This window comes from Paenibacillus sp. FSL R7-0198 (assembly GCF_038000415.1).
Taxonomy (GTDB): domain Bacteria; phylum Bacillota; class Bacilli; order Paenibacillales; family Paenibacillaceae; genus Paenibacillus.
Genome location: NZ_JBBOCB010000001.1, coordinates 2,151,228 through 2,163,901, shown reverse-complemented (window position 1 = coordinate 2,163,901; position 12,674 = coordinate 2,151,228). Strand labels below are relative to the sequence as shown.

Sequence of the window (12,674 nt, the reverse complement as noted above, 5' to 3'; positions counted from 1 at the left end):
AAATGGGACAAAGGAGAGGGTACGGGTGAGCAATGCTAGAATGACGTTTCGCTTCGGGGATCATGAGTCGGACAAGCCTGAAAACAAGAGGATATCCGCGTCCAGTCCATTGGTGACGTTAAGTGAAGAATTACCGCATAATCAACCGCTAACGCCTAAGCAGATGGATACAACCCCATCATGGACGCCTGAGGATATCCCCGGAGACTGGGGAGAGACGGTGCTGACAAGCTCTACTGTACCTGAACCTGACGAGCGGGTGAGCCATGATTCGAACTTGAACTTGGATGAGGCCCATTATTTTGGGAACCGTTCCGGTTACGGTTATGTTAATCACACCGATAATCCGGAGGAAGAGCGTCGTGATCTGTCCAATACCCATGATGATCAAGGCCACGACTGGCTTGCAGATTCGGAGAACTATTCGTACAAACGCAATCGCCCTCCAAGGGGATGGAAAATGATTGGTTCTGTTACCGGGGCGCTTGTTACCGGAGCACTCTTTGGTATGGTTATTCTCTCATTTTTTAATAAAGAAGGAGCCGCCAAGCCAGGTGATCTTCTTCCCGTCAATCAGGCGGTTTCCACCGTGACGGGTCAGGAGGGGGCTGCTGGTACAGAGCAACAGCTTCAGACAGCTACGACTGGCAGCACGTATTATGCACTCCAATACGGTGTATTCAGTTCTCCTGAACGAGCTGAGCAGGCCAAGCTTGAGCTGGCTCAGGCAGGTATAGCCGCAGGTTCTGATCCTGAAGATGGCAATCGAGTATATGCAGGCATTTCGGCTGATCGTGAAGAGGCCAAGCTACTTAGCTCCAGGCTAAAAGCCCAAGGAGTTGAACTGTACGTCAAGGAGATCGTGAACCCTGAGATCAATCCGGCTATATTCGGTGGCAAGCAAGAGGATGTGCAGCTTTTCTTCACAAACAGTTCTGCACTGGTCGAACAATTATCTACCTTGTCCATTCAACAGCTGGGACAGTCTGCTCCGGCAGCAGTCTCTACAGAAACGATGACCGCGATTCAGAATAAGCATCAGTCATGGATGACGGGATTGAATAGTATTACACCTGGTCTGACCGCAGATGTACAACCTATTATTGGCGGAATGGAGAAATCAATGAACAGTGCAATTACGGCTATCGCGGAGTACAACAAAAACCCGGATGATGTGCACATGTGGTCCGTGCAGTCCGATCTGATGGAATATGTACTGCAGCAGAAAAAATGGCTCGAAGCGATAAAGCAGTAACACGCTCTTTCCCATAACAACGCTTGGAAATACCTATCCGGCAAGGAACTGGAAATAGTTCCCCTTGCCGGATTTGTGTTTGTATTGACGTACAAAACCCCGTATAATAATGTGGGTGTCAAAAAATGGCGAGGGAAGATTACCGATGAAAAAAAACTTCGGCATGTTATTGCTGTTTCTGCTGCTCGGCTGGATGGCCGGAGCGTGGATCGCCAAGGCACTGCAGCCTGTTAAGGCAGTAGCCTTTCTTACGAAAGCCACGACCATACGTTGGTCGCCGCAGGCTGATCTGGATATTATCAGTTATGATATTTCACTTCAATTTCAAATGAGCCTTCTGAGTCTGATCGGTATGATTGCCGCTGTGTGGCTGTATCGCAGACTGTAGGAGAATGACGAGTTATGACGAAAAAAATTAAACCAGTGACATCTATTATCGTGATCCGGACAGGATGTTGCCGTGGCATAAGGAGCCGTTCATTTTGGATAACACTCAACAGCGCCCTATTATTCTGGCCTCCACATCGCCTCGGCGCAAAGAACTGATCGCATCACTCCACCTAGCGTTTGATGTAATACCAAGTCATGCCAATGAAGATACACCACCAGAGTGGACACCTGAACAGACGGTACAGGAGCTTGCTTTGCGCAAGGCGCTTGCCGTGTATCGCGGGCTTGAAGGCCGTGAGCAGGAAGCCATTATTGTTGGTAGTGACACTGTTGTTGTTCTGGATGGTGAGATTCTAGGCAAACCTTTAGACGAAGCGGATGCTGAACGTATGTTATCCCGACTGCAGGGCCGCGTACATCGGGTGTTCACGGGCGTCGCTTGTATTGATGCGGGCAATGGACAGTCGTTAGTTCATTACCGCCAGACCGATGTAACGATGAAAGAGCTGACGGATGCGACCATCCGTGCTTATGTGCAGACGGGTGAGCCTTCAGATAAGGCAGGATCATATGCCATTCAGGGCATTGGTGCTTCACTGATCGACCGCATTGAAGGATGTTATTTTAATGTGGTTGGCTTGCCGCTATCCTTGCTAAGTGATATGTTGGACAGGTTCGGCGTACATGTGTTGCCACGAACATGAATGAAGCCAAATGTTGTGAAATGAAAAGAGGGAACATATGGAGTCGCCTCAATACATGATGCGCGACATCCCCCAGGAAGAACGCCCGAGAGAACGCATGATGGAATACGGGGCGGGCGCCTTAAGCCATGCTGAATTGCTGGCAATTTTACTTCGAACAGGCACAAGACAGGAATCCGCGGTGCATATGGCACAGCGGATTCTGGCCGAAGCGGGTGGCATTCGCTCGTTGATGGATTTGAGTCTGGAAGAACTGACCGCGATGAAAGGAATCGGCAATGCCAAGGCTGTGCAATTGAAAGCTGGCATTGAGCTGGGTCATCGGATTGCCAAAAGCAGACTCACGCAGTCGACTTCAATTCGTACACCCCGTGATGCAGCTGACATTCTGATCGAACAATTGCGTTACTTGCAAAAAGAACATTTTGTGTGTCTTTTTCTGAATAGCAAAAATCATATTATTGCCCAGGAAACACTCTCCATGGGCAGCCTTAACGCTTCGATTGTACATCCACGTGAAGTGTTCCGGGCTGCCATCAAATGCAGCAGCGCATCGATTGTGTGCGCACACAACCATCCGAGTGGTGATCCTACGCCCAGTCCGGAGGATATCCAAATAACCAAGAGACTGATTGAAGCAGGTGCTATTGTTGGCATTGACGTGCTTGATCATATTATTATCGGAGATGGAACGTACGTAAGTTTGAAGGAGAAGGGCTTAGTATAATATAATGGTTGGCGTTGATGTTTTCCTATGAATGTTAACGGCGTTGTCCGTAAAAGATAGGTTCACTTTACTAATGCAAAAAAACAAATGCGAATATTAGCTCCACGTGTTGCGTGGGAATGAAATTATTACGCTCTGGATCATAATGGAGCGGCTATATGAGGCAGAAAAGGAGATTATGTTATGTTTGGTGGTTTTACGAAAGATTTGGGTATTGACTTGGGGACAGCAAATACGTTGGTTTATGTACGAGGAAAAGGAATTGTGGTGCGAGAACCTTCGGTTGTCGCTATACGGACAGATACAAATAGCATCGAGGCAGTAGGTGAAGCCGCCAAAAAAATGATTGGACGTACACCTGGTAACATTCGTGCCATTCGTCCAATGAAAGATGGCGTTATTGCCGATTTCGATACAACGGCAACAATGATCAAATATTTCATCCGTGAGGCGCAGAAACAGCGCTCCATGTTCCAACGTCATCCAAACGTAATGGTATGTGTACCATCCGGGATCACAGCAGTAGAACAACGTGCGGTTGAAGATGCAACCAAACAGGCTGGAGCACGTGAAGCCTATACAATTGAAGAGCCTTTTGCAGCTGCAATCGGTGCAGATCTGCCTGTATGGGAACCAACAGGTAGTATGGTTGTCGATATTGGTGGCGGTACAACGGAAGTGGCTGTTATCTCTCTTGGTGGTATTGTTACGAGCCGTTCGGTTCGTGTAGCAGGTGACGAGATGGATGAATCCGTTATCCAGTACATCAAACGCCAATACAATCTCATGATCGGTGAACGTACATCGGAGCAATTGAAGATGGACATCGGATCAGCTATGCCATTGGAACAAGTAGAAACGATGGAAATTCGTGGACGTGACCTTGTAACAGGTCTGCCGAAGACAATTACGATTACTTCGGACGAGATCAGTGAAGCGCTGGCTGATACCGTGAATGCAATTGTTGAAGCGGTAAAAGTAACACTTGAAAAATGCCCGCCTGAACTTGCTGCCGATATCATGGATCGGGGTATCGTTCTTACAGGTGGTGGGGCGTTGCTTCGCAACCTGGACAAGCTTCTCGCTGGTGAGACAGGAATGCCTGTCATTGTGGCTGAGAACCCGCTGGATTGTGTAGCAATCGGAACAGGTAAAGCGCTAGAGAATATTCATTTGTTCAAAAGCAGAAGCAGTTCGGCCGTTCGTTCCAAACGTTAATTGGTATTTGCCTAACTTGGCATAGCGACCAAGTGGCAAGATATCTTTATAGAGGACCCGGTTAACCCCGGGGATGAGCTATTACCCGCTTAACAGGGGAGGATCGGCTGATATTCTCGCAGGGACTACAGGTCTGACAGTCTCCCCGCCGGGCATGGCTCGGAAGAGAATATGGATGTTAGAGGGTGTTCGAACTGTTTAAACTGCTAGGCAACAAAAGACTTTTTGTTTTGCTGGTGGGCCTTGTTACATTTATCGCGTTAATGGGCTTTACGCTCAGTCCGCGAACCACTCTATCCTGGCCGGAGAAATTCCTGAAGGATTCAGTTGGATTTGTACAATACGTATTTTACAAGCCCGCTTCCTATGTAGCGGGCTTTTTCAAAGATGTAGCGAACATGCGTACGGTATATGAAGAGAATGAAGAGCTTCGTATCGCGATGGGTCACTATACCCGGGATCGGCTGAAGTACAATGATATGGAGCAAGTGAATGAGCAGCTTCAGAAAGCGCTCAATTTCACAGAAGAACAGAAGAATCGCTATAATTACGGTTCACGAATTGCTCAGGTTATCAGTGCCAATTCGGATCCGAATAGCAGAACCATTAACATTGATATCGGTGAAAATGCGGGAATCAAGCCGGGGATGGCCGTTACCTCCCAGGAAGGGCTGGTCGGCGTGATCAGTCATGTCAGCTCATATACATCAACGGTTAATCTGCTAACGTCCATGGATGCCAATGATCCGACATCCAATGCCATTGCAGCAACGGCAGTAGGTAAAGAGAAAGTATTTGGTATGATTGAGAGCTACGATCCGAAGACGGGCATGCTCAAGATGACCAAAATTTCGGAGGATTCAAACATCAAAAAGGGTGATGAGATCATCTCTTCAGGGATTATCAATAACTTTCCCAAGTATATGCGGATTGGTGAAGTGGAAAAGGTTGAAGTTGGGGAGTACGGTTTAACGCGGACTGCGATTATCAAACCATACGCCAGTTTCCTTGATTGGAAAGAGCTGATTGTCATTATCCCGCCTGAGGTAAAAGAATAATGGTAACACGTAAGCAAGTTTTGTTTCTGTTACTATTCGTTTTGTTCATTGCGGAAGGCACAATTTTGCCGCTGCTCATCCCTTCTGGCTGGCAGATGCGTATTTCTGCCAATCTGGTCTATATCGTCATTTTGTTTATCGCTGTATATCATCATCGTCACACGGCACTAGTACTCGGTATATTTTTTGGACTATTGCATGATGTCGTATTCTATGGCGAGATGATTGGACCTTATGGATTCTCGATGGGTTTATCGGCATACATGATGGGACTCATTTTTCAAGCACCACGTGCACCACTGCCGGTTATGGTATCGGTTGTCATTTTGGGAAGTCTGCTTAATGACACCATGCTATTTTTCCTGTACAAGCTCTTCCAACTTAACCACGTGACCTTTGACTGGGCGTTGATTGAATACATGATTCCTAATTTGTTCATTCATTTTGTGTTTGCCTTGATCATATATGTCCCCCTTCGGAAACAACTGGAGCGGATCGGCAAGAGACGGAGCAAGACAGAGGAAGCTTCCTAAATACATTTATGGAGCGCAAAGCAGGAACTTGGGGCCCCGGGCACGAAATGTAATGAGATGGGAGGGACAGGCTTATGACGGTAAAATCGAATCACGTAACGATTAAAGGCATCCGAGACGGCCTGGTTTTCCTGTTGGACGATCAATGTGAATTCGAGGAATTGCTCTATGAGCTCCGCTATAAGCTGGAACACAGCCATCAAAATATTTTGACCGGACCGATTGTTCATGTGGATATCAAGTTGGGTGCCCGCGAAGTGACAGAGGACCAGAAAGAAGCAATCCTCGATATATTGAAGCAAAAAGGGAATCTGCTTATTCGATCCATCGACTCACCTGCACTCCAACCGGAGGTTAAAGGACCGCCGCCGATTGTAACCATGTGTGGTATGGTGCGTTCAGGTCAGGTGCTTCATCATGAAGGAAATCTCCTGTTTCTTGGGGATATCAATCCGGGGGGCACAGTGACGTGTACCGGAGATATATATGTGTTGGGTTCACTCAGAGGTATGGCTCATGCCGGAATTGGTGGGGACGAGGAAGCGATCATTGCCGCTTCGGTATTTGCACCGACGCAGCTACGGATTGCGGATATCATCAGTCGTCCTCCCGATGAATGGGAGAGCCGAGAGACCGGAATGGAATTTGCTTACTTACAGGACAATCAGATGCAGATAGACAAAATGAGCAATATCGTTCGGTTACGCCGAGATTTTAATGTGTTTAAAGGAGTGTAGCTCATGGGAGAGGCGATCGTGATCACTTCGGGTAAAGGCGGCGTGGGTAAAACAACCACCTCGGCAAACATCGGGACAGCGCTGGCGCTGCTCGGCAAAAAGGTTTGTCTGGTAGATACCGATATCGGCCTTCGTAATTTGGATGTCGTGATGGGACTCGAAAACCGTATTATTTACGATCTGTGCGACGTTGCGGACGGCCGCTGCCGTCTGAATCAGGCTTTGGTCAAAGACAAGCGTTTCGAAGAATTATACATGTTGCCTGCGGCGCAGACGAGAGACAAAAACTCAGTGTCGCCAGAACAGGTCAAGGATATTATCCTTGAATTGAAAAAAGATTTTGAGTACGTCATTATTGATTGCCCAGCCGGCATAGAGCAGGGTTTCAAAAATGCGGTAGCAGGAGCAGATCAGGCCATCGTGGTCACTACACCGGAAAATGCTGCAGTGCGTGATGCGGATCGTGTCATCGGCCTGCTGGAGAGTTCACACATTCAATCACCAAAGCTGGTGGTGAATCGAATTCGCAATAATATGGTTAAATCGGGTGACATGTTAGATATCGATGGTATTTTACAAGTACTTAATATTGACCTGATTGGCATCGTGCCTGATGATGAACTGGTCATCAAAGCTGCCAATTCAGGAGAACCTACGGTCATGAATCCGGATTCACTTGCGGCGATTGCCTATCGTAACATTGCAAGACGCATTTTGGGAGATACAGTTCCATTGATGCAGCTGGAGCAGAAAAAGGGAGCTTTCACTCGTTTCAAAAAGTTCTTCGGAATGGGTTAATTCATTTAAATGGGCTTATTCATTATCTGATTACATGACAGCCGTGGCTTATAGCCCGGCTTTTTTTGTTACCTGCTGGCAGGCTTGTTCATATTATCAACCACCTCTTCATAGGATGTAGTAAACAAGCCTCGGCGGGAGGATATTCCATGAACACGAAACTCAGAATTAAGCAGAGACGAGAAGAACGCATTCGGCGACTGATGGATGGTGCCACTGTGGAGGTCTTACAGGAGCAAAAAGTAGGTTCACTGTTGGACAAGAATGAGATCATACAAACGAAACCAATCGCGCCTAGTGAGGGGATACAGGAAAGAGATCCGGAATGGTTATGGAAAAAAGAGAATGGTCATTTCGTTCCAGGGGGGCATTCGAGATTCAACCTGTTCAAGTCACTTCTCAAACGGACGGTTATTAGCGCTTTGATATTTGGCGGAGTGTGGGGGCTATTTCAGTTGGATACATCGTGGACGACATCACCCAAAACAGTAATTGCGGATGCACTCCATCGGGATATGGATTTTGCCTCAGCCGCGGCCTGGTATGAACGGCATTTTGGAGGAACACCTTCGTTTCTTCCGGTCCTCGGACATACGACGGATGCCGTGAACGGATTGAAAGTAAGGCAGTTACTGGGGAAACCGATCTCAGGCACAGTTGTTCAGCCATTCGCGCTGAGCATGAAGGGAATTGAGATCGTTCCGGATGCCGCAGGTGCAGAACTTATACAGGTCGCAAGTTCTGATGCTGGGCGTGTCATGGAGGTTATCGGCGATGCAGCAAGTGGGTTCACAGTTGTCATCCAGCATACAGGCAATGTCACGGCAATATACGGTCGGTTGAACGAAAGTGAAGTGAACGTGAATGACTGGGTGGAAGCGGGGAATCCAGTGGGGAGTCTTAAGGCTACGGGTGGTGAACAACCGGCCACGCTCTATTTTGCAGTCAAAGAGGGTGAGGAGTACGTAGACCCGGCGGAAGTCGTTGCCCTTGATTAGGGTGTGGGGAGTACGCATTACGTTTCATCCGTTTTTTGTAATTATCATGATGGCCTCCCTTCTGACTGGACATTTTATTGAGCTTATTACGTTGTTTGCCATCGTATTTATTCATGAATGTGGACATGCTGCGGCGGCTGCCCTTCTGGGCTATCGTGTCTTGTCGATCCAGATGCTTCCTTTTGGAGGAGTAGCCGTTATCGAAGATGGAGGTACAATCACGGCCTACCGGGAAATCATCATTGCTCTGGCAGGTCCATTACAAAACATGCTGATGGTTGGTGTGGTTTTGCTGTTGCAGTATGGCAATCTGGGCGATCCGGTGTTTCTCAACTATATCATTCAGGGGAACCTGCTCATTGCCCTATTTAATCTGCTGCCTGTTCTTCCTCTGGACGGAGGTAAAATTGTTCAGGCGCTTGTCAGTCTGTGGGCACCCTACTATACAACATTAATGTGGACTTACAGAATTAGCATTCTGTGTAGCGTAGGGGTTATTTTATATGCTATCAGCCGATGGTTTACTGGGGACTACGGCCTACCGCTCAACATTCTGTTAATCGGCCTTTTTTTGTTCTATTCCAACGTAACGGATTACCGAAATGTGCCCTATCGCTTCATCCGTTTTCTCATGAATCGCGAGGGTGTGTTCGCTCGTCATGCGGCTACCGGCAGTTTGGCGCAGCCAATAATCTCATTTCCGGCGAAACCTTTGGACACTATTTTGCGTCTATTAAAGAGAGAAAGATACCATATGGTATACGTGATGAACAGACAGGGTCGAATTATGGCCGTCTTGCCTGAGCAACGGATTATCGGTTCCTATTTTCAACAAAATGGTGATAAATTGTAGAGTTCTGGTGGACCTGTTCTGAAATGGGTTAATACATGTACAATGAGAATTGCAAAGATACTGAAATGGATGTGGATGAATTGAATTGTCTTCTAGAGGTGAAGCCATGAAACAAATGATAGTACATAATGAACATAACCTCATGCAAATGGCGCTTCTGGAAGAAGGCAAAGCTGTGGAATTTACGGCAGAGCGTACACGCGAGCGTGGACTGCTGGGTTCCTTTTTCAAGGGACGGGTCGTGAATGTGTTACCAGGTATGCAGGCTGCTTTTGTGGATATCGGTCAGAAAAAAAATGCGTTTCTCTATGTGGACGATGTGTTGCATCCCCATCTGGAGAAACAGCCCAAGGTGAAGCCTTCCATCTCGGAGTTGCTTCGTCCGGGTCAGGAAGTCATTGTTCAGGTTCTGAAAGAACCGGTAGGAGGCAAGGGAGCCCGGGTGACGACTCATTATTCACTCCCGGGCCGTTGGCTTGTCTACATGCCTGTTGCTGACTATGTAGCGGTATCCAAGAAAATTGCCCGTGAAGGGGATCGTTCCCGTCTTAAGGCACTTGGGGAGCAACTGAGGCGGGATGAAGAAGGACTTATTATTCGGACCGTATCTGGAGAAGAGCAGCATGAAGCCATTAAGTCGGACTTGGAAACATTACGCGCGCAGTGGTATCTGATTCGTGAAAAAGCGGACAGTTTGCCTTCACCAAGCCTATTGCATCGGGATCATAGCATGGTACAGCGAATCATCAGAGATGTGTATACGCCAGGGAGTGACGAAGTCATCACTGATAGTGAAGGACAAGCCCGTGAGGTAAAAGCGTTGCTGGAAGAGATTAGTCCTGGTCATCAACCCAAAGTACAGGTGTATCGGGGAACAGAATCCATCTTTGCTGCCTATGGTGTGCAGGAACAGTTGAATAAGGATTTTGCCCGGAAAGTGTGGTTGCCCGGAGGCGGATACATTGTCATTGATCATACCGAAGCTCTGACTGTAGTGGATGTGAACACGGGGAAATACACGGGAGCTGGCGGTGACAGTCTGGAAGAGACCGTGACAGAGACCAACATACAGGCAGCAGTGGAGATTGCTCGCCTGATGCGCCTGCGAGATATCGGTGGCATGATTATTGTCGACTTCATTGATATGGAGGAAGCCTCGAATCGGCATGAAGTCGCGGCAACCTTGGAGGGTGAGCTCAAGAAGGATCGGACCAAAGCGTTTGTAATGGGTTGGACCAAGTTGGGTTTGCTCGAACTTACCCGTAAGAAAGTGCGAGAAGAAAGTACGTTGCCCTATGTGGAGCCGTGTTCTTCCTGCCATGGAACGGGAAAAAGATATATTTCACCTTTGCATTGATTTTTGATATATTGCGTGATATAATCTTCAAGTATGTGTTTAGCCTAATGGTCTTGCACATGCTGTAACCGCACTGGCCGGGTATAAGAACAGTTCCGCAAGGACACTGTCACCTGAGAACGGGCGAGTCTGAGACATGAGGAGGTGCAAGGCAAATGTACGCAATTATTGAAACAGGCGGCAAACAGTACAAAGTCCAAGAGGGCGATGTTCTGTTCATCGAGAAATTGACTGCGAACGATGGCGAAAGCGTAACGTTCGACCGTGTCCTGGCTGTATCTAACGATCAAGGTTTGACAGCAGGTACACCATTGATTTCCGGAGCTACTGTAACGGCTAAAGTGGAGAAACATGGCAAAGGACAAAAGGTTATCGTATACAAATACAAACCTAAAAAGAACTACCATGTGAAGCAAGGTCACCGTCAACCGTACACTAAAGTAACTATCGAAACAATCAAAGCGTAAAGAAGGTGCGATAAGTGATTATCGTTCAAATCTTTCGTGATGAGGACGGGAACATCGAACGTTTTTCCATTGAAGGGCATGCTAATTTTGCCAAGCGGGGAGAAGACATCGTATGTGCCGGGGTATCCGCTGTTACAGTGGGTACGGTGAACTCGATTGAAACATTGACCGGTGTCGAAATGGATGCCAAGATGAAGAATGGCTTTTTAAGCGGTTCTTTACCTTTGTTAGAGAGAGGGGAAACTTGGTCCCAGGTACAATTGTTACTCGAATCCATGGTGGTTATGCTCTCTAATATTGCAGAGTCATACGGGAAGTATATTAAAATACAGCAATTCAAATAAGCAAAGAAGGAGGACAACCAATCATGTTGAAATTAAATCTTCAGTTATTCGCATCGAAAAAAGGTGTAGGTTCCACGAAGAACGGACGTGACAGTAATGCTCAACGTCTGGGTGTTAAACGTGCTGATGGTCAAACTGTAACTGGTGGTAGCATTCTCGTTCGCCAACGCGGAACGAAAATTCACCCAGGAACTAACGTTGGCATCGGTAAAGATGACACTTTGTTCGCGAAAATCGACGGCGTTGTAAAATTCGAACGTTGGGGACGCGATCGCAAAAAAGTAAGCATCTACCCTGTTAATGTTGCTCCTGTAGCAGCAGCAGTAGAAGCGTAATATCGGCATTCCGCCTAAGGAGCCTTCGGCATTTTTGCCGAAGGTTTTTTGTATTCAACGGTTATTCGATAATGAACTGGCAGAAAAGACATGTTATACTTGGTTACGGTGGGTGTAGACCAACCGAGTTTTGTAGAACGGGGAGAAGCCATGAAATCTTGGAAAAGAGTGCCGTGGATTGCGGCATGTTCACTTCTGATTCCTTTGGTTTTCGTTATGTTGTATCCGGCGATGATCTCAAGCGTCGTGTGCGCATTGTGGTCCGTCGCAGTATTGCTCATTTCTGTGAATGCGATGAAGAAACAGGCGGAGGCGGAACGCAGAGCCATCATACAATCCATGGAAAAAACAGCAATTGCTTCATTAAATCATCATCGACACGACTGGATGAACGACCTTCAGGTGTTATATGGATATCTTCGGCTGGGCAAACTTGATAAATCCTTGCAATGTGTGGAAAGAATAAAAGAGCGGGTTACAGAAGAAAGCCGAATCTCCAGATTAGGTATTCCTTCCCTCGTATTTTATCTTCAGTCTTTTCGCGCCAGTGGAATTGCGCTGGACTTGCATGTGGAAATAGAAGATGAGTTGCAGCTTAGTGCTCTGGTCTCTCCCGAGGATGGCGAGTCACTTACCGGGGCGATTGCGGATGCAATCAGGGCCTATCAATATGGCGGCGGCCGGTCTTCTTGGGGAGAGGTTCGCAAACTGACCTTAAACTTCGGACAGGATCATGGAGATGTGGTTGTCCGACTGGATGGGGATCAAACACCCGATCCGGAAACACTGCGGCAGCTTACTGCCGTACTCAAAGGAAAAAAAGTCAGAACGGAGCAGTTTCCGTCTGAGGATACGTTTATACAATTCAGAATGCCGTGTGGAATATAGGAAGAAGGGGTT

The 12,674-nt window shown here is 47.4% G+C and carries 16 protein-coding genes and 1 other annotated feature; all 16 genes read left to right on the top strand.

Annotated features, from left to right (window positions below):
* Positions 1-25: 25 nt before the first annotated feature.
* The 16 genes from MKY87_RS09310 to MKY87_RS09235 all read left to right on the top strand — a co-directional run bounded on the left by MKY87_RS09310 (position 26) and on the right by MKY87_RS09235 (position 12,662).
* Positions 26-1,255 carry an SPOR domain-containing protein gene (locus tag MKY87_RS09310; RefSeq protein ID WP_340964099.1) on the top strand — a complete coding sequence of 410 codons (1,230 nt, stop codon included), beginning with the start codon at positions 26-28 and terminating at the stop codon, positions 1,253-1,255.
* 145 nt (positions 1,256-1,400) lie between these two features.
* A complete protein-coding gene (locus tag MKY87_RS09305) occupies positions 1,401-1,643 on the top strand; it encodes a DUF4321 domain-containing protein (RefSeq protein ID WP_047841183.1) in 243 nt (80 codons plus the stop codon).
* Positions 1,644-1,737: 94 nt separating this feature from the next.
* Positions 1,738-2,349 carry a Maf family protein gene (locus MKY87_RS09300; RefSeq protein ID WP_340964096.1) on the top strand — a complete coding sequence of 204 codons (612 nt, stop codon included), beginning with the start codon at positions 1,738-1,740 and terminating at the stop codon, positions 2,347-2,349.
* Between the two features lie 37 nt (positions 2,350-2,386).
* Positions 2,387-3,076 carry a RadC family protein gene (gene radC, locus MKY87_RS09295; protein WP_076216949.1) on the top strand — a complete coding sequence of 230 codons (690 nt, stop codon included), beginning with the start codon at positions 2,387-2,389 and terminating at the stop codon, positions 3,074-3,076.
* 183 nt (positions 3,077-3,259) lie between these two features.
* On the top strand, positions 3,260-4,294 hold the full coding sequence (locus MKY87_RS09290; RefSeq protein ID WP_017692612.1) for a rod shape-determining protein: 1,035 nt from the start codon (positions 3,260-3,262) through the stop codon (positions 4,292-4,294).
* Positions 4,295-4,479: 185 nt separating this feature from the next.
* The gene (mreC, locus tag MKY87_RS09285; RefSeq protein WP_047841182.1) at positions 4,480-5,352 is read left to right on the top strand and encodes a rod shape-determining protein MreC; all 873 of its coding nucleotides are present in this window, start codon (positions 4,480-4,482) and stop codon (positions 5,350-5,352) included.
* Complete coding sequence (gene mreD, locus MKY87_RS09280; protein WP_036605906.1) at positions 5,352-5,885, top strand: rod shape-determining protein MreD; 534 nt, start codon at positions 5,352-5,354, stop codon at positions 5,883-5,885. Before mreC ends, mreD begins: the two co-directional genes overlap by 1 nt.
* Before the next feature lie 74 nt (positions 5,886-5,959).
* On the top strand, positions 5,960-6,622 hold the full coding sequence (gene minC / locus MKY87_RS09275; RefSeq protein ID WP_017692615.1) for a septum site-determining protein MinC: 663 nt from the start codon (positions 5,960-5,962) through the stop codon (positions 6,620-6,622).
* A gap of 3 nt (positions 6,623-6,625) precedes the next feature.
* Positions 6,626-7,420 (top strand): septum site-determining protein MinD, encoded by a 795-nt coding sequence (gene minD / locus MKY87_RS09270; RefSeq protein ID WP_053783092.1) that lies wholly within the window; start codon positions 6,626-6,628, stop codon positions 7,418-7,420.
* Between the two features lie 149 nt (positions 7,421-7,569).
* Positions 7,570-8,418, top strand: coding sequence for a M23 family metallopeptidase (locus MKY87_RS09265; RefSeq protein ID WP_340964089.1), 849 nt, complete (start codon positions 7,570-7,572; stop codon positions 8,416-8,418).
* Entirely contained in the window at positions 8,411-9,271 is an 861-nt protein-coding gene (locus tag MKY87_RS09260; protein ID WP_338588359.1) for a site-2 protease family protein, read from the top strand. Before MKY87_RS09265 ends, MKY87_RS09260 begins: the two co-directional genes overlap by 8 nt.
* A gap of 106 nt (positions 9,272-9,377) precedes the next feature.
* Positions 9,378-10,628 (top strand): Rne/Rng family ribonuclease, encoded by a 1,251-nt coding sequence (locus MKY87_RS09255; RefSeq protein ID WP_091037546.1) that lies wholly within the window; start codon positions 9,378-9,380, stop codon positions 10,626-10,628.
* Between the two features lie 56 nt (positions 10,629-10,684).
* Positions 10,685-10,769 (top strand) — a sequence feature (ribosomal protein L21 leader region).
* Positions 10,770-10,783: 14 nt separating this feature from the next.
* Positions 10,784-11,095, top strand: a complete 312-nt coding sequence (rplU, locus tag MKY87_RS09250) for a 50S ribosomal protein L21 (protein ID WP_017692620.1) — start codon at positions 10,784-10,786, stop codon at positions 11,093-11,095.
* A gap of 14 nt (positions 11,096-11,109) precedes the next feature.
* Positions 11,110-11,439, top strand: coding sequence for a ribosomal-processing cysteine protease Prp (locus tag MKY87_RS09245; protein ID WP_036605912.1), 330 nt, complete (start codon positions 11,110-11,112; stop codon positions 11,437-11,439).
* A 23-nt stretch (positions 11,440-11,462) separates the two neighbouring features.
* A complete protein-coding gene (rpmA, locus tag MKY87_RS09240) occupies positions 11,463-11,774 on the top strand; it encodes a 50S ribosomal protein L27 (RefSeq protein WP_017692622.1) in 312 nt (103 codons plus the stop codon).
* Between the two features lie 90 nt (positions 11,775-11,864).
* Positions 11,865-12,662, top strand: coding sequence for a Spo0B domain-containing protein (locus MKY87_RS09235; protein WP_235193928.1), 798 nt, complete (start codon positions 11,865-11,867; stop codon positions 12,660-12,662).
* Positions 12,663-12,674 lie beyond the last annotated feature (12 nt).

What these genes read in the sequence shown, in the direction of transcription:
- MKY87_RS09305 (WP_047841183.1), top strand. Translation starts at nt 1,401, where the DNA reads ATGAAAAAAAACTTCGGCATGTTATTGCTGTTTCTGCTGCTCGGCTGG.
- rplU (WP_017692620.1), top strand. Translation starts at nt 10,784, where the DNA reads ATGTACGCAATTATTGAAACAGGCGGCAAACAGTACAAAGTCCAAGAG.
- MKY87_RS09265 (WP_340964089.1), top strand. Translation starts at nt 7,570, where the DNA reads ATGAACACGAAACTCAGAATTAAGCAGAGACGAGAAGAACGCATTCGG.
- minD (WP_053783092.1), top strand. Translation starts at nt 6,626, where the DNA reads ATGGGAGAGGCGATCGTGATCACTTCGGGTAAAGGCGGCGTGGGTAAA.
- MKY87_RS09290 (WP_017692612.1), top strand. Translation starts at nt 3,260, where the DNA reads ATGTTTGGTGGTTTTACGAAAGATTTGGGTATTGACTTGGGGACAGCA.
- minC (WP_017692615.1), top strand. Translation starts at nt 5,960, where the DNA reads ATGACGGTAAAATCGAATCACGTAACGATTAAAGGCATCCGAGACGGC.
- mreD (WP_036605906.1), top strand. Translation starts at nt 5,352, where the DNA reads ATGGTAACACGTAAGCAAGTTTTGTTTCTGTTACTATTCGTTTTGTTC.
- MKY87_RS09235 (WP_235193928.1), top strand. Translation starts at nt 11,865, where the DNA reads ATGTTATACTTGGTTACGGTGGGTGTAGACCAACCGAGTTTTGTAGAA.
- rpmA (WP_017692622.1), top strand. Translation starts at nt 11,463, where the DNA reads ATGTTGAAATTAAATCTTCAGTTATTCGCATCGAAAAAAGGTGTAGGT.
- MKY87_RS09255 (WP_091037546.1), top strand. Translation starts at nt 9,378, where the DNA reads ATGAAACAAATGATAGTACATAATGAACATAACCTCATGCAAATGGCG.
- radC (WP_076216949.1), top strand. Translation starts at nt 2,387, where the DNA reads ATGGAGTCGCCTCAATACATGATGCGCGACATCCCCCAGGAAGAACGC.